Origin of the sequence: Campylobacter sp. RM12651, from assembly GCF_022369475.1 — a bacterium.
Classification (GTDB): domain Bacteria; phylum Campylobacterota; class Campylobacteria; order Campylobacterales; family Campylobacteraceae; genus Campylobacter_E.
Genome location: NZ_CP059601.1, coordinates 86,154 through 101,184 on the forward strand (window position 1 = coordinate 86,154; position 15,031 = coordinate 101,184).

Annotated in this window: 19 protein-coding genes; all 19 read left to right on the forward strand. The window is 23.5% G+C overall.

What is annotated here, in order from left to right; translation table 11 throughout:
* The first annotated feature begins 86 nt into the window (after positions 1-86).
* The 19 genes from AVBRAN_RS10735 to AVBRAN_RS10825 all read left to right on the forward strand — a co-directional run bounded on the left by AVBRAN_RS10735 (position 87) and on the right by AVBRAN_RS10825 (position 15,026).
* Positions 87-593: a hypothetical protein gene (locus AVBRAN_RS10735; protein WP_239803771.1), complete on the forward strand. Its 507-nt coding sequence runs from the start codon at positions 87-89 to the stop codon at positions 591-593.
* A complete protein-coding gene (locus AVBRAN_RS10740; RefSeq protein WP_239803772.1) occupies positions 590-1,141 on the forward strand; it encodes a 3'-5' exonuclease in 552 nt (183 codons plus the stop codon). Before AVBRAN_RS10735 ends, AVBRAN_RS10740 begins: the two co-directional genes overlap by 4 nt.
* Before the next feature lie 114 nt (positions 1,142-1,255).
* Positions 1,256-1,660: a hypothetical protein gene (locus AVBRAN_RS10745; RefSeq protein ID WP_239803773.1), complete on the forward strand. Its 405-nt coding sequence runs from the start codon at positions 1,256-1,258 to the stop codon at positions 1,658-1,660.
* 87 nt (positions 1,661-1,747) lie between these two features.
* Positions 1,748-2,947, forward strand: a complete 1,200-nt coding sequence (locus AVBRAN_RS10750; protein ID WP_239803774.1) for a hypothetical protein — start codon at positions 1,748-1,750, stop codon at positions 2,945-2,947.
* Between the two features lie 8 nt (positions 2,948-2,955).
* Entirely contained in the window at positions 2,956-3,879 is a 924-nt protein-coding gene (locus tag AVBRAN_RS10755; protein ID WP_239803775.1) for a hypothetical protein, read from the forward strand.
* Positions 3,880-3,988: 109 nt separating this feature from the next.
* Complete coding sequence (locus AVBRAN_RS10760) at positions 3,989-4,168, forward strand: hypothetical protein (protein ID WP_239803776.1); 180 nt, start codon at positions 3,989-3,991, stop codon at positions 4,166-4,168.
* A 127-nt stretch (positions 4,169-4,295) separates the two neighbouring features.
* Positions 4,296-4,937 carry a hypothetical protein gene (locus tag AVBRAN_RS10765; RefSeq protein ID WP_239803777.1) on the forward strand — a complete coding sequence of 214 codons (642 nt, stop codon included), beginning with the start codon at positions 4,296-4,298 and terminating at the stop codon, positions 4,935-4,937.
* Positions 4,938-5,061: 124 nt separating this feature from the next.
* A complete protein-coding gene (locus tag AVBRAN_RS10770; protein WP_239803778.1) occupies positions 5,062-5,274 on the forward strand; it encodes a hypothetical protein in 213 nt (70 codons plus the stop codon).
* A 100-nt stretch (positions 5,275-5,374) separates the two neighbouring features.
* Entirely contained in the window at positions 5,375-5,668 is a 294-nt protein-coding gene (locus AVBRAN_RS10775; RefSeq protein WP_239803779.1) for a hypothetical protein, read from the forward strand.
* Positions 5,655-6,593: a hypothetical protein gene (locus tag AVBRAN_RS10780; protein ID WP_239803780.1), complete on the forward strand. Its 939-nt coding sequence runs from the start codon at positions 5,655-5,657 to the stop codon at positions 6,591-6,593. Before AVBRAN_RS10775 ends, AVBRAN_RS10780 begins: the two co-directional genes overlap by 14 nt.
* A gap of 193 nt (positions 6,594-6,786) precedes the next feature.
* Positions 6,787-8,598 carry a hypothetical protein gene (locus AVBRAN_RS10785; RefSeq protein WP_239803781.1) on the forward strand — a complete coding sequence of 604 codons (1,812 nt, stop codon included), beginning with the start codon at positions 6,787-6,789 and terminating at the stop codon, positions 8,596-8,598.
* A gap of 3 nt (positions 8,599-8,601) precedes the next feature.
* Positions 8,602-10,719, forward strand: coding sequence for a hypothetical protein (locus AVBRAN_RS10790; RefSeq protein ID WP_239803782.1), 2,118 nt, complete (start codon positions 8,602-8,604; stop codon positions 10,717-10,719).
* 146 nt (positions 10,720-10,865) lie between these two features.
* Positions 10,866-11,282 (forward strand): hypothetical protein, encoded by a 417-nt coding sequence (locus tag AVBRAN_RS10795; protein ID WP_239803783.1) that lies wholly within the window; start codon positions 10,866-10,868, stop codon positions 11,280-11,282.
* A gap of 86 nt (positions 11,283-11,368) precedes the next feature.
* Entirely contained in the window at positions 11,369-12,166 is a 798-nt protein-coding gene (locus AVBRAN_RS10800) for a BspA family leucine-rich repeat surface protein (protein ID WP_239803784.1), read from the forward strand.
* 188 nt (positions 12,167-12,354) lie between these two features.
* Positions 12,355-12,861, forward strand: coding sequence for a hypothetical protein (locus AVBRAN_RS10805; RefSeq protein WP_239803785.1), 507 nt, complete (start codon positions 12,355-12,357; stop codon positions 12,859-12,861).
* Between the two features lie 114 nt (positions 12,862-12,975).
* Positions 12,976-13,299, forward strand: a complete 324-nt coding sequence (locus tag AVBRAN_RS10810) for a hypothetical protein (protein ID WP_239803786.1) — start codon at positions 12,976-12,978, stop codon at positions 13,297-13,299.
* Between the two features lie 24 nt (positions 13,300-13,323).
* The gene (locus AVBRAN_RS10815; RefSeq protein ID WP_239803787.1) at positions 13,324-13,872 is read left to right on the forward strand and encodes a hypothetical protein; all 549 of its coding nucleotides are present in this window, start codon (positions 13,324-13,326) and stop codon (positions 13,870-13,872) included.
* 94 nt (positions 13,873-13,966) lie between these two features.
* Positions 13,967-14,308, forward strand: a complete 342-nt coding sequence (locus tag AVBRAN_RS10820; RefSeq protein WP_239803788.1) for a hypothetical protein — start codon at positions 13,967-13,969, stop codon at positions 14,306-14,308.
* Positions 14,301-15,026: a hypothetical protein gene (locus AVBRAN_RS10825; RefSeq protein WP_239803789.1), complete on the forward strand. Its 726-nt coding sequence runs from the start codon at positions 14,301-14,303 to the stop codon at positions 15,024-15,026. Before AVBRAN_RS10820 ends, AVBRAN_RS10825 begins: the two co-directional genes overlap by 8 nt.
* Positions 15,027-15,031: the final 5 nt, after the last annotated feature.

The window sequence follows — 15,031 nt, forward strand, 5'->3', positions numbered from 1 at the left end:
CACCCTTATTTTAAGTGAGACTACAAAATAACGCTTAAAAGATTTTATTATTTTATTTTTATATTATAAGAAATAAGGAGTACAAAATGGAAAAAGAAATCAAAGAGCTTGAAAAAATGCTAAAAAGAAAATCTAATAAGGTTTTAGTTAAATTTGCAGTGGATTTTATATCTATTTTAAGTGAAAATATAGATTGTATTATTTATAAAGCTGAAAATAATGTTTATGAATTTGGTATTTATTGGGATAAGGACAATAAAGAGAATGAAGAGTTTATAAAAATTGATAAAAAAGACTTAAAAGAAAACATTATTTCTTTAATGTGTTTATTACCAGTAGGCTATGAAAACAATGACGCATATTTTGATGACTTTATAACAGCCGATGGATATACCAATTTGGATTATTTAAAGTGTGAAGCCATAAAATCATATAGTTACGATGCAAGTTCAAAGGAAACTAAATCGGATTTTTGTGGTAAAAAAATAACTTTTGCATTTTTAGATGGCAAAGAGTATATTTTTAATATTTTTGAAGAACAGGATAAGCCTTTAGTAAAAACCGTTTCAAGAATATTAAAGGAGTTGAAATGAAAATAGTTTTAGATGTTGAAACAAATGGGCTTTTTGATTGTAGTGTGCTTTCTTTTAGTGCTTTAGCATTAGATGATTTAAATAATGTGGTTAATGTGATTGATAGATATTATTACAGAGATGAAAATGAGCAAGAAAACGAACAGGCATTAAGCATTAATGGATTATATGATGATGTAATTAAAGAAAAGCGTATTAATGTAAAATATCCTAAATATTTTAAAGATGATTTAGAAATAATAAATATTGTAAAAGATATGGATTTAATTATTTGTCATAATGTAGCATTTGATGTAACTCATTTAGAAAAAGCTTTTAATATAGACTTGAGTAATATTAAAAAGTTTTGCACGATGAGAGAAACGCAATATCTTTATAACGCAACTATATTTAAAAATGGAGAACCTAAATTCCCAAGACTAAGTGAGAGTTTAGAGTATTGTGGAGTAAATGCAAATGATATAAAGAATAAATTAGGACTTGATTTTCATAATTCTTTATTTGATGTTTATTGCACTTTAGAAATTTATAAATATTTGGATAAATGACAAAGGATTGGTTATTTTCATAAATACTAATTTATGGTGTAGAAATTGTTAAAGAGTATCTTGAATATTGTTATTTGTAGATATAATGAGTTAAATTTTAAATAAGGAGTTTTTATGCAAGTTAATATTAAAGACATACATAATGTAGAAGTATTTGTTTCTGAGATTTGTGATTATTTAAAAACAGGAAATCATAACTTACCTATTTTTGCCCCTAAAGAAGATATTTATAAAATATCTGAAAATTCACAAGGCGGACTTGAACTTATAAATCTTTGTATCAAAAATTATGATTTAATTAATAGCATTAGTGGTTTTGAAACAAATTCTGTTGAGTTTGATTTATTTTCTTATAAATACGATGACTTCATCAGTGCCTTTAGTAAATATTCTTATTTTAATGAATTATATAAAGCTATAAAATTAGATGCTTATAATGATAAAAAAGATTTAATCAGAATAGATATAGCTATACAATCAGATACTTTTCGCCTTTTGCGTTTAAAATCTTTAGCTTAATAAGTTAGAGATTTATGTATTCGCAAAGCCCCTAAAAACGCTTAAAAGATTTTTTTATCCTCCTTTTAAATTAGCAAAGGAGAAAATATGAAATTCATAATTAAAAGTAAAAATTCAAAAGAAAATATATTACAAGCTTTTCAAAACCCAAAACACAAAGAAGCGATAAGTTTTCTTATTGACACCATTGGTTTAAATAATTTTAGAGAAACCTTTATTAAAGGTCAGTATTGTGTTTTTGATGAGGTTATGTCAAAATTAAAATATATAACCCCAAAAAAGGGAAAAGAACAGCATTTTAAGGCTTTATTAGAACCTAAATTATTACTTGCCCATTTAGATGTATTAAGCGTGATAGCTTGGATTGATTTATCAACTAGCTTTATTAAAACAAAGACCCTACGCCCTTTACATCAGCTTTATTATATTAAGCAAGAACTTGCAATGAATATAACTAAAGAACAAAAAAAAGAGCTTATATTTTTAAATTTTCAAAACATTGACCCTTTTAATATTTTAGAAGAGTGCGTATTTTTACATAATGATAAATTTGTTTTAACCTTAAAATCCGATATATTCATTACACCGTATGTAATGAATATAATTAAAATAAGCTTAGAAGCCATTGCTTGTATTAGACCTATTCAAATACAAACTCAAACCTTAAAAAAACTTTGTATTAAAGATAATAACTTTTTTAAAATAATGGATTATTTGGTGCTTACTAAAGAGCAAATAAATTATGTGTATTCAAAAAGTTTAGAGAGTAATAAAAAAACAGAGTTAAGAGATTTTTTAAAACAAGATGAAAGATATAAATCATTAGAAAACTATGAAAGCGTTTTAAAAATATGTAAGGCTTTAAATATAGAAAATAACGAAACAAACATAATTACATATTTAGTTAATCCTGAAGATGATATGTTATTTAATTTTAATGCCGAAAAAGTATTAGAAATTTATGAAATTTTACCACTATTTAAAAAAGCCTATACAAACAAAACACAAATTAATAATATTTTTTCTAATACTGGTTTAATTTTAGTTGATGATTGGCTCAATTATGCTTATAACCACATTGGAGAAATTGATGATTTTATCTTTGTGTTAATGAATTTTTGTATCGGAACAGATACAAAAAATATCTGTAGTTTAGTTGTAAAACTGTTAGAAAACCATAAGTTTTCTATCGTAAAAGCTTTATTTAGAACTCCAAACATTCAATTAGACAAAAAAGAAGCAATTTTAAATATTTGCAAAGATTTTGGCTTTAATCCAGCAATATAGGATAAAAGATGAAAGAAACAATAAAAGCACTAGCTATAACAAATGATAAAAAATATTTATCAGAAATTATTTTCGCAATCAATATGGATGATTATTTATTTGAAGAGTTTATTAAGGATGCTAATTATATTGCTAACAATGAGAAACTTGATGATATTAAGCTTTATAATTTTAATAAAAACTTCATTTCTATTCAGGAGTTTTATGTAAAACCCCACCACTATTGCCCATTTGAAAAATATCAGATAAAGCCCATAAAAAACTTAACAAAGTTTGACCACCACCCAATTAAATCTATGGCAAAAGCTTTATTAAAGCTATATGCCTTAAGTGATGTAAATAAAGATTATGTTTATTTTCTAAACATCAGATATTTTATTGAGAAAGCAATTGGTTCTAATAAATACACATTTGAAGAATTACTTAAGGACGCCAATTATATTGCTAATAATGAAAAACTTGACGATATTAAGCTTTTTAATTTTAATAGAGCTTTTAGATTAATACAAAGTTTTTGTGGTAAAACTAAGCTTATAGATTTAACAAAGATAAAGCAATTATTAAAAAATAAAACGAAAATAGATAGTAGTTGTTTAGATAATTTATTTTATGAATTAAAGCACGAAAATAGATGGTCTATTTGCAATAATGCTACTGAATTATTAAGATATATACGAGATAAAAATAATATATCAAATTTTGATATTAAAATGAGCGAAAGCGAGGGAAAAAATTATATAATGCCTAATATAGTCATTAAATACCAAGTTTTTAAAAAAATAAGTAAAAAAACAAACCATTCAATTGATTTTGAGAATAATCTTTTTGTATTAAATAGTGAAAAAGAAATTCGCTATATTAGAATAGATAGTGAAAAAAATGCGAAAAATGTGTATGAGTTTATCAAAAAATTAAATCAAATATTGTTCTAAAATCAATAGCTAGATTGTAAAATAGTCCGCACAATCTAGCAAGACAACCAAAAAAACGCTTAAAAACTTTCTTATCTTTCTTTTAACTTAAAAATTAAGGAGATTAAAGATGGAAAAAGTGTATGTGAATGCAAAAAAAATTCAAAAAAGAGCAGTGGTAAAAATATTAAAAAACATAGAAAATGCCACAGGTATTTTGTGTGATGAAGAAATTGTCAGCATAGGTGATTTGGAAATGTTTTGTTTTAAAAACAGATTAGACCCTTTTGATTTTTTTTGTGCTATTTAAAAATAAGATTAAAGACGAAAAGTCAATAGAATTAAACTTTTCGTCTACAAAAGCATCAAATATACTAAAACCAAAAAAACGCTTAAAAGATTTTTTATATTAAATCAAAATAATTAAGGAGAAAAAAATGACTAATCAAATTAACGAAAGCGTTAAAGAACTAACGGAAAAAATGGAAGATTGTGCTAAAAAAATAGAATCTTATTATAAAGAAATAGATGGAAAAAATTATTTAAACTATGAACACAACAAGATACTTAATGAGCTTAAAGACCTAAAGATAAAAAACGAAAGGGATTTATACAATTGGGCTTATCCTTATTGGTCAGAAATAGATAATAAACAAACTAATTTTTTTACTGATAGGGTTAAAGAAAATTTCAAGGCATTAATTAAAACAAAAACAAAAATTATAAATTTGGAGAATATTCAGAAAGAATTAAATAAAAAGACCGAACTAAATGAAAACGATTATAAAGTAGGAGATATTTTAGTTAATGTATGGGGATATGACCAAACCAATATTGATTTTTATCAAGTAATTTCAACAACAAAAAAATCAATCAAAATAACCGAAATAGGAACTAGATTGGACAAGGAGCATTCTAATAGTTATGAAGATGCTTTAAAGCCTAATAAAGGCTCTTTTTTAGGAAAAGAAATAATCATAACAAGAAGTAAAACCCCAAAACTTAAAGGATATTATTTTTTACATAAAACTAAAGAAGATGAATTGTTTTACGAAACAAACTCTTATTGTAAAAGATAGGAAGGATTTGGAAGCTTACTAGGAATTTGTAAATCCATCCTATCTTGATTCATTATACCATAAAATAATGAACGCTTAAAAGATTTTTTTATCCTAAATCAAAATTAATCACAAGGAGAAAAAAATGGGTAATGTTTTAATGTGTTTATTGGCAATAACTTTATTATTTTGTTTTTTAGGTTTAGTAGCAGTTACTGATGAGGTTGGTTTTATGTATTTTAATTTAATGGCTATCGTTTTTTTGGTTTTTGCTATTGTAGGAATAATCTGTCTTATCAGCAATATTATTAAAAAAGTAAGAGCTTTAATTAAAAGACTAAAACCAACTAATAAATAAAAACTTAAATGTTTGACTTTATAAATGAGTCAAACAAAGCAATTAAAACGCTTAAAAGATTTTTTTATCCTAAATCAAAATTAATCACAAGGAGAAAAAAATGAAAAAGGATTTATTTGAAGATTTTGATAGTTTTATAACAGCTATGGCTGAAGCTTATAACAAACATCACCGAAATATTAGTTTAGAAACTTGTTTAAATTTAGACAACACAGTAAGTGTTGTTAAATTCCATTATGAAACTGGTGAAGAAGAAGAGATTTTATGTGAAAGTTTAGGGGATTTAAGCAAGGTTTTCGGAGAAAGTTATGAAATATTATTTAATGATTTTGTTAAAAATGAATTTAAAAACGATGAGAGCTTGTGTTTAAGGAGTAGATATGATTTGTTATAATATAAGAGAACATTTTGACCAAGTATATAAAAAAAATCTAGATAAAACTACTCCTGATGATATAAATAAAGAGATTAATAATTTAATAAATCATAGTTTTATTACTGGCGAAGCATTGAATAGTTTAATTTATGAAACTGATTTTATTGAGTTAGAAGAGATTTTTGAATTTGCTAAAAAAACCTATGAAAATATTGACAATAATGAAAAAATAAAAATGCTTAAAAGCATTTACCCTTATGATATTGATTATAAAGAATTAAAGGGTTATGGTTTTAATTTTCAGTTTGCTTGTTTTAGCAATGATAAATTAGCAGAATTAATTAAAATAGAAAAAGAATTTTATAATTTTGATAAAGGCTATGAAAAAAGGAGGGGACATTCTTTAAAAGAATTAATCCAAGATGTAAAACTAGCCATATTGAACAGAGAAAAAGAAGTGGCTAAATTATTAGGGGCTGAAAAATTAGATTTTAATGAGATTACTAATAAATATAAAGCAACTATAACCAAAAGGGATATATATTGTTTTAATAGTAATTATTTTAATTTAAATATGAGCGAAAAAGAGCAAATAATAAATCAAATTTTTGAATTAAATCCTTATTTATTTACACTTAGTGATTTATCGGATATATTTAATATGATAACAACTTATGTTTTTGAAAAACTTAATCTTGTTTATGATAACAATAATACTATTTATAATAATAATAATGTTAATTATGTAAATAATAAAGTTATTTATAAAATACAATTTAATAAATATTTATTATTAAATATTAATAAAATAGATTGTCAAATGAGGGAATTAATAAATAATGACAAGTTTTCTAACGTAAGAGAATTATATTATAACTATGTTGTTAATATTTTAGGGAATGATTTAAAAAATAAGATTTTAGAAGCAACAAATGAAAAATAACCTCAAGAGAAAATCTCTTGAGGTATTAGGGATGTTTTTCAGTAAAACCCTAACATTTTCTACCTTGTAGTAATTTTAAAATCAAAGTTTTAAAACTAATATACTAAAGTTAGAATATTTTATAGAACAAAAGTTAAAAAACGCTTAAAAGATTTTTTTATATTAAATTAAAAATTAATTAAGGAGAAAAACAATGATTTATGGAAGTGATATTATCAATAAAGTAATTGATAACTATGGTGATGATTTTATAAATTTTAAAAAGCTTAGAGTTAATAATTTTGTATCTAATAAATACAAAAATTACATAGGTTATAATACTATTTTTTCAGAAGAAATAGATACTATTACAAATGAAATAAATAAAATTATTGACGAATTGAATGGTGGAATAGAAGATATAGAAGAAAAAATTGATTATATTGAGGCAGATGATTTTATAAGCGACCCAGATAATTTTTTAGAATATTATAATGATTTTACCTACTCTAGTTTTGAAGAATTTTTAAATCTTTATAGGTATGACAATTATAATAGTGAAGAAATCGCAAAAGAATTAGGATTGCCTAAAGAATTATGTGAGGATTTAGCATATAATTTAGATGAGTTTATTTGGCAAGAATATCAAGAGTTTGAAATAAAACATCAAGATGATGATTTTTATTACGCAAAATACGTTCAAGAGCAATTAGGAGATAAAGATGATTTTGCGAAATTTTTATTAGAAGACGATTATTTAAATATAAAACATTATATTGAAGAAGCCATTGATTTTGATGAGGATTTTAAAGATGAAATCAATGATATCTTAGATGATATTAAAAAAGATGAAAATTTATATTTTGAAATAAGTTTTAAGCATAAAGACATATTTATTGAATTATTAGATAGAAAACTACCACAAATCAGTGAAAAATTATTAAGTTTTTTTGCAACTAAAAACAAAGAAGAAGTAGTAGAGTATCTTAGTTCTAATAATTTAAATGATTTAATAAAAAAAGAGCAGATATTAAAAGAAGTTTTAAAAGAAGAAGAAATTAAAATCATACTTAAAGAAGCAATAAATATGGCAATACAAGAAGATAAAGATGATTGTTTATTTAAAAACCTAGTTTTTATTAATAAGTATTTTTCATCTAAAGAGTTAGTAGATATTATAGATAAATCATATAATAATTGTATAGATTATTTCATTGATTATCGTGAATATTTATCAGTAATAGATAAAAAAGATATACAAAGTTTATTGGCAAAATCAATTGATAGGATTTGCCCTTCAAGTCAAATCAAATACAAAAAACAATTAAAAGAGTATTTTGATTTTGATATAACAATTGACAACACTGAAATTTTTATAGAAATTATTAAATATGGAAGTGATACAAAAATAGCTCATGAATTAATGAGATATGTACTAAGAAATAATTTATATGCGGATTTGGTAAATTATGTTTATAATAATATTCCGCAAGAAAATTTTTGCGATTGCTATTGTAGAATTGTTGAAATACCACTTTATGAAAAATTGTTAGATAGTAGTTTAACAGTAGATTTTGATTATGCTTTATTAGAAGAGTTTAGACAAAAACTGATAAGGGATTATACTAATGGTAATAGTAAAGAAAAATATAAACACCAATTAAGTGAATATAAAATTAAAGCAAACGAGGAGATTATAAATTCTATTTTAAACGATGATTTAGAAGATATTGAAACATTAAACAATATCCTTAACAATGCTACAAGATATTTGTTTAGTATCAGATTTAATTTAACTAATTATTTATTAGAAAAATCTCAAAAGTTAAATCAATTATGTAAAGAATATGATATTCATATAAAAGATAGATTAAAGTTTGTAAGGTTAATAGTAATAAAAGAGTTGGTTTTATTTAACAAAATCGATAAAAATTATTTTATCGATGAAGTTGAAAAGTATTTTAATAAGATTAAAGCGAGTAATAAAATACATATGAAAGATAAACTTTTACATTTAGGAGAATGAAATATGGAAATTAAAACACAAGTTGAGTATGGTGATGTGGCAAGAGAATTTTTAAGCCACCAACCTTTAATATACGAAAAATATGCAAAAAAGAATAAAGGAGATTTTGAACCTTTAAAAGATATTATCGATAATAATACCTTGTATGGGTATAATCTTGATGATATAAGAGCATTTTATTATCAAAACGGAACTAAAAAGGCTTTTAGAACAAAGTTTAAAAAAATACCTGATGAGGTAGCAGATATTTTAATAGCAGAAATGCAAAGAGAAATTATAAGCATTTGCACTCAATTTCAATGGGAAAACTCTACTCCTTTTTTAAAAGAAATGAATTCTTTTCAAAACATATTAATTGATATTCCAAAAAATAAAGAAAAATTAATAAAACTTTTAAATTTTAAAAATTTTGATACAGTTTTAGGTCATTATCATAATCGTGACAAACAATGGTTAGATGTTTTAAAAACAGAGCTAGATACATTAAAAGAAAATGACCCTAAATTTTATTATACAGCTTTAATTCATAAAAATTGTAGGTATTTATTTTATCTTTTAGATAGAACATATGAATTAGCTTTAGATAAAATAGATGAAAACCTTAAAGATATAGAAAGCAATCTTCACGCCACAGTGATAAAAAAAATACTTATTGATTATGCAAAAGATAAGAATAGCGATATTACGCAATTATTGACATTATCAGAATTTGGTGAATATTTTTATTTTAAAGAAGATAGAAAAAAAATAGCAAATATATTGCTAGACAGAGAGAATATAAATGCTTTTGATATATTTTTCAATAAAGATTATTTTGAAAAATATGCCACAAAAAGCAAATTAAAAAATAAAATAGTTGAGCTTTTTTATAAAAAAGACAAAATATTGCCTTACTGTATAGAATATAAGAATTATATTGATGATAAAAAAGATTTTAAAAATACTATTATTGAGGGCTTTCAAGAAGTTAGTTATCTTAGTGAGTTTTCTTCATCTTTTCAAGACTTAAGAAGTTTTTTAACAAAGAAAGAAATCGAAGAAGCAATAATTTTATTTTTAAAAAACAATACAACAGATTTAAAAGGTTATCTGTTTTTATACGATTTTATTAAAATTTATGAATTATCTTTAGTTCAAGATTTTATTGAAAAGGAAATTGAATATTTTATTAAAACACCTAAAAACATAATTTATCGTCAACTTCTTTATTATATAGTGGTATTTAATAAACTTGATATTTTAAAAAGCTTAGATTTTGAAAAATCAAAACAAATTGTAAAATTAGCATATAAGTTATTACACAGAACAACTTATATTTCTAAAATACTTAAAAATATAAACACAGATTTTTATAAGACAATGTTAGAAGAAGAACCGTCAGATTTTAAAAAATGGTTTTTAGATGAATATGAAAACCTAATTTTTAATGGCTTTATTGATTTTGATTTATTACAAGGCAAGAATGATATAGATAATTTTTCAGATTTCTTTTCTTTTAAGGATACTGAGAGCAGTAAGCAATTATATTATTTTAGATGCTTCTTAAATCAAAACAAACTAAAAAATTTATTAGATTATGCAATTTCAAGAAGTAGGAATGTTTTAGTAGATTACTCTAGAGTAATTGAATATGCGATTATTGAAAAAGTAGATATAGATAATTTTAAAGACTATAAAGATTTAGCAGTTCTAAAAATTGAAACAGCTAATAAAAAGTTTTTTGGTAGACCTCTTTCAAACTTAGAATTATATTTAACATCAGAAGAAAAAATAAATGATTGTATTAATATAATAAACAAGATAGAAGAGCAACCCATTGTAGATGATTTTATTGAAATATATAAAATTTTTAATAATATAAATGAGAGTTTTTATAGCATTAATAATTATGTATTTTCTTTATTATTAAATAAGTCGTCAAAATTACAAGAAGCTTTAGAGCCTTTTAGCAAAAATGCACAAGCGAATTTAAAATTTGTAAAATTAATTATTCAAAAAGAATTGGTTAAAATTAATTATTCAAGCAAGGAAAGATTTGAATTTGATTGTAATAATTTATTTTCAGCCTTTGTAAATAAGAATGCTCTATTGATAGATAGGACAATCTTAACAACATTTTAACTATTATAAGCACCATACTAATTATTAAAATAGCTAGGATGAGTGCTTACATGTTATTGTGTTTTTATCTTTGATTACTATGGATTCGTCAATAAAAACGCTTAAAAGTTTATTTATTCTATTAAAAATCAATCAAGGAGATTAAAATGGAAAGAGAATATAAGGTTTATTTTGAGTATTTATTAAAAAGATGTAATGAGAATAATCATTTTAATAGTATACTAAATGAAGGGCTAGATTTTAATGCAAAAAATTTTTTAAGAGCATCTATTATAAGCGAAATAATAGATAGTGATAAATATCAAGAATTAGGCAATAATATAGAAAAGGCTTTTTATGAAATAAATGGTTGTGAAACTTGCCTTTTAGATTTACACACAAGATTGTTTCAATTATCGGATGTAGGGGCGTCCGCTGAATTTAACGATTTAATGAGAGCTGAAATAGGTTTTCTTGAAATACAAAAGTTTTTAGGTTTAAAAGCAGAGCATTCTACATTATTTAAGAACAATGATGTTTTTGACCTTTACACAGAAGCTTTTGATATAGATACAAAAGTTTGATTAAGTGATTTTATCTCTTTAAGCTAAAGAGATAAAAGAACAAAAAACGCTTAGAAAAGGTATTATTTTAATTTAAAGGAGAAAGAATGAAAGAATTAAATTTAAAGCCAAAAACAAGACATGAGCTAACAGAATTACTGAAGGTTTTAGATAAAGAATTTACAAAAAATAGAAAATTTGTTTTGATAACAGATTTGAGCGAAATAGATACAAGTCTTATCACAGATATGTCATATCTATTTTTTGGTGATATATACAATATGCCATTACAAGGAGTAGAACAATGGAATACTAGCAGTGTAGTCAATATGAAATATATGTTTGCTGGATGTAAAGTATTTAATCAGCCGTTAAATTTTGATACTAGCAAAGTAACTACAATGGAAGGTATGTTTATGAACTGCTATAATTTTAATCAACCTTTGAATTTTGATACATCAAATGTAAAAGATATGAACTATATGTTTAGTGGGTGTGAAAATTTTAATCAATGTTTAAATTTTGATACTAGCAAAGTAACTACAATGATAGAAATGTTTAAAGATTGTAAAAATTTAGAAGCTTCTTTGGTATTTGATGCCAAAGAATTAATCAATGCTAATTATATGTTTAGGGGTTGTCGAGTAATAAAAAAGGTTAATTTTTTAAATTTAAGTCCTTTTTGCAATTTAAATGGAATTTATTTAGACACCATCTTTATAAATATTCACAATAACAATTTTGAAATAGATAGAAAATTAAAAGAACTTTATCTAAGAAAGGGTTTTGTTTTCAAAGATGAGTATGAAGAGTTAGAGAAAAAATACGAAAAACTAAAAAATAAAGTCTTTGATTTAGAAGAGAAGTTTAAGTATATTGAAAATTATCTTGCTGAAATGTCATAGCCTCTTATAACTTAAATTACTTTTTGGGACAAATAGACTGATATAATTTTTTATTTAGATATTTATTAACCCCCCCTAGCTTAGAAGAAATCAAAAGTGTCTTGCAAATTTACAAGACACTAAGGAAATACAAACACAAAAACGCTTAAAAATTTTTTTATTCTTTATTAGTTCAAAAGGAGAAAAAAATGTTCAAAGAATTTTATAAAATAAAAAATGGAGTAGTTTTTACGGAAAGACTTGAAACTCTTTCTTGTGACAGTTTTGATGAAACACTTAATTATATAGAAAGTGTTTCACATTTTCAAATGTTAAAAAACCTAAACGAATCTAAGGTAGATTTAAAAGAGTATTATTATCTAGGTTTCATAAAACAACCTAAACAACTACAAATAATAAGCTTAAATGACAAAACAAGCCTTGATGGCATAATTGCCGTAAAAAAGGAAAAGCACAAAAACAAGCAAGAAGCTGTAAAATTTATGAAAGGTTTAATTGATGAATATAATCATGAATTTTTTTATGATTACTATATATGTCAGGTTAAAACAAATAAAGAACACTATGACTTTACAATACATAGTAGCATTGTAAAAGATTTTGAAGAAAAAATTAATAGCAACCCCACCCATAAAGAAATGGTTAATTTTCTTTCAACTGTATGCTCACCAATGGAATATTTTACAGTTGTTTAAAACTATCTAATTTAAATATAAAAGCGTTTTATATTTTATAGGACGCTTCAAAATCAATAAAAACGCTTAAAAGATTTTTTTATTGTTAGATAAATTAAAAATTAAGGAGAAAAGATGAAATTACCAAAGCTTTATGAACAAGAGAATATACAAGAAAAGCTTGTATATAGAATTTATTATGGTTACCACAAAGGACAAGAAAGTTTATATTTTGTTTTGGAAGGTGATAGCGAAGTTTATTTTACTTGGGGAGGGAGGTTTGATGGGATTGATTTTGCTGAATACTCTTATATGAATATTAAGACATTAAAAAATCCATTTGTGTTTGATGAAATAAAATTAAAAAATCCTTTAAAACTAAATGAACTTAAGTATCTAATTGAGGACTTAAGTGCTTGGCATGATTTTAGGGATACAAAATTAATCGATTGTCTTTAAAAAATATTTACGAAAGGAAAAAAAATGAAAAAAATTTTACAAGGTGTTTTAGCTATCTTTTTTTTATTATTTATATTACTTGCATTTATTGGGTTGATTTGTAAAGCTTGCGGAGTAACTTTTTGGTTTGAAGATTATTATGTTCATAAAACCATTAAAAAACAAGAGTTTTATGAAAAATCAAAACATTTTAAACCAAAAATATGTATTGAAAAAAATATAAATTATGATTTTTATAAACAAAATTATGAAAAAACCTATGATGAAATTATAAAAATTACGCAAAAACTAATAGATGAAACCAACTCTTTAAGAAGCAAGGAGATTGAAGATGAAATAACTAATTCTATAGAACACAATAGCACCTTAAAAGCTGATTTTGAGATTAGGAACAATACAATTATAAAAAATTTAGCAAAAATAAAAGCACTTGAAAAAATAATTAGGAAGAGGTTAGATTTTTGTAACCATAATTATTCACAATGTAGTGGCTTTTATTTAGAATTAAGTAGTGCAGAGGGCTATACTTGGGCTTTGGATGAATATTATTCTAGATTTTCATATTGTGATTAAATATAATACACACAGGATAGCATAATTCTGTGTGTAAGCAGATAATACGTAAAACGCTTAAAAGTTTTTATAGTTTTTAAAAGAAAGGAAAGGTATGAAACAGGAGTTAAAAACACTTATCGATAAATTAGATAAAATTTCAAGTCTTGATGAGGTTAAGATTTTATTTTCTCATTATCATCCAATTTTAAAAGAAGATGAAATCATATTTATCTTAGAACATTTTTTAATGGATAAGTATTCTATTCACTTTTGCCATATTTGTAATTGTGAAAAAAGAATTTTTTGGATTTCTTATATTTTTAAAGGTATAGGAGATAAAACAAAAATACTAAGAGAATATGATAATATGATTTTCTTCTCTAGTGGCTATGATTTGGCTAATTTTGTTATTGATGAACTTTCAAATATTTTAAAAGGAGATTTAAATGAATAAAGAAATGATAAAGAAAATTATTAGTGTTTTAGAAAATAAAAAAGATATTAATCAATATGATTTTTTTCAAAGAATTCTTTTATACATAAGTAATTTTCATAATTCAAAAATGTATTGCGACCAAATAAATAGTTTATGTGATATTGTTGTTTATATCATAAGTATTACTAAAGATTATGAAGAACCATCATCTTTTAAATATGATGATAATGTTAATGAAATATTGCGTTTAATTATTGATAATAATTTAATTAATACAAACAAATCAAGTATAAATTTAGATAAAAATATTCAGAATGTAAAAACCAACACTTTATATAAAATAATCTATATTTGTAAAAACTATATTGAAATGGTTGGGTTTGATTTTGAAAAATGCCTAGAAGAAAAAATTAAAGAAATTCAAAGCAAATCACAAACATACATAGAATTATTTGAACCAAAAGGTATAAAGAAGGGGTATGATTTTAACAAAATTAAAAACAGAAATCTTTTTATAGAAAGTAGGGTTAGAAAACACGAGATGTTTGCTAAAAATTTAAAAGAAGCCCAAGAATATATAGAAGAGTTTAAAGACATTGATGAGTATATTGCTGAAATACAAAATAACGACAATTATTACGATTTTATAATAAAAGATTATAATATTTACGAGTATAAAAGAATTGAAAGAATTTTTAAATTATATGAACCTTGTTATGTTAATGCAAGGAATTAAAAAAG

Bases quoted from the DNA above. Each gene is read 5' to 3' on its own strand.
- AVBRAN_RS10805 (WP_239803785.1), top strand. From the start codon at position 12,355: ATGTTCAAAGAATTTTATAAAATAAAAAATGGAGTAGTTTTTACGGAA.
- AVBRAN_RS10815 (WP_239803787.1), top strand. From the start codon at position 13,324: ATGAAAAAAATTTTACAAGGTGTTTTAGCTATCTTTTTTTTATTATTT.
- AVBRAN_RS10755 (WP_239803775.1), top strand. From the start codon at position 2,956: ATGAAAGAAACAATAAAAGCACTAGCTATAACAAATGATAAAAAATAT.
- AVBRAN_RS10795 (WP_239803783.1), top strand. From the start codon at position 10,866: ATGGAAAGAGAATATAAGGTTTATTTTGAGTATTTATTAAAAAGATGT.
- AVBRAN_RS10760 (WP_239803776.1), top strand. From the start codon at position 3,989: ATGGAAAAAGTGTATGTGAATGCAAAAAAAATTCAAAAAAGAGCAGTG.
- AVBRAN_RS10810 (WP_239803786.1), top strand. From the start codon at position 12,976: ATGAAATTACCAAAGCTTTATGAACAAGAGAATATACAAGAAAAGCTT.
- AVBRAN_RS10800 (WP_239803784.1), top strand. From the start codon at position 11,369: ATGAAAGAATTAAATTTAAAGCCAAAAACAAGACATGAGCTAACAGAA.
- AVBRAN_RS10780 (WP_239803780.1), top strand. From the start codon at position 5,655: ATGATTTGTTATAATATAAGAGAACATTTTGACCAAGTATATAAAAAA.
- AVBRAN_RS10765 (WP_239803777.1), top strand. From the start codon at position 4,296: ATGACTAATCAAATTAACGAAAGCGTTAAAGAACTAACGGAAAAAATG.
- AVBRAN_RS10775 (WP_239803779.1), top strand. From the start codon at position 5,375: ATGAAAAAGGATTTATTTGAAGATTTTGATAGTTTTATAACAGCTATG.
- AVBRAN_RS10825 (WP_239803789.1), top strand. From the start codon at position 14,301: ATGAATAAAGAAATGATAAAGAAAATTATTAGTGTTTTAGAAAATAAA.
- AVBRAN_RS10740 (WP_239803772.1), top strand. From the start codon at position 590: ATGAAAATAGTTTTAGATGTTGAAACAAATGGGCTTTTTGATTGTAGT.
- AVBRAN_RS10785 (WP_239803781.1), top strand. From the start codon at position 6,787: ATGATTTATGGAAGTGATATTATCAATAAAGTAATTGATAACTATGGT.
- AVBRAN_RS10735 (WP_239803771.1), top strand. From the start codon at position 87: ATGGAAAAAGAAATCAAAGAGCTTGAAAAAATGCTAAAAAGAAAATCT.
- AVBRAN_RS10790 (WP_239803782.1), top strand. From the start codon at position 8,602: ATGGAAATTAAAACACAAGTTGAGTATGGTGATGTGGCAAGAGAATTT.
- AVBRAN_RS10750 (WP_239803774.1), top strand. From the start codon at position 1,748: ATGAAATTCATAATTAAAAGTAAAAATTCAAAAGAAAATATATTACAA.
- AVBRAN_RS10770 (WP_239803778.1), top strand. From the start codon at position 5,062: ATGGGTAATGTTTTAATGTGTTTATTGGCAATAACTTTATTATTTTGT.
- AVBRAN_RS10820 (WP_239803788.1), top strand. From the start codon at position 13,967: ATGAAACAGGAGTTAAAAACACTTATCGATAAATTAGATAAAATTTCA.
- AVBRAN_RS10745 (WP_239803773.1), top strand. From the start codon at position 1,256: ATGCAAGTTAATATTAAAGACATACATAATGTAGAAGTATTTGTTTCT.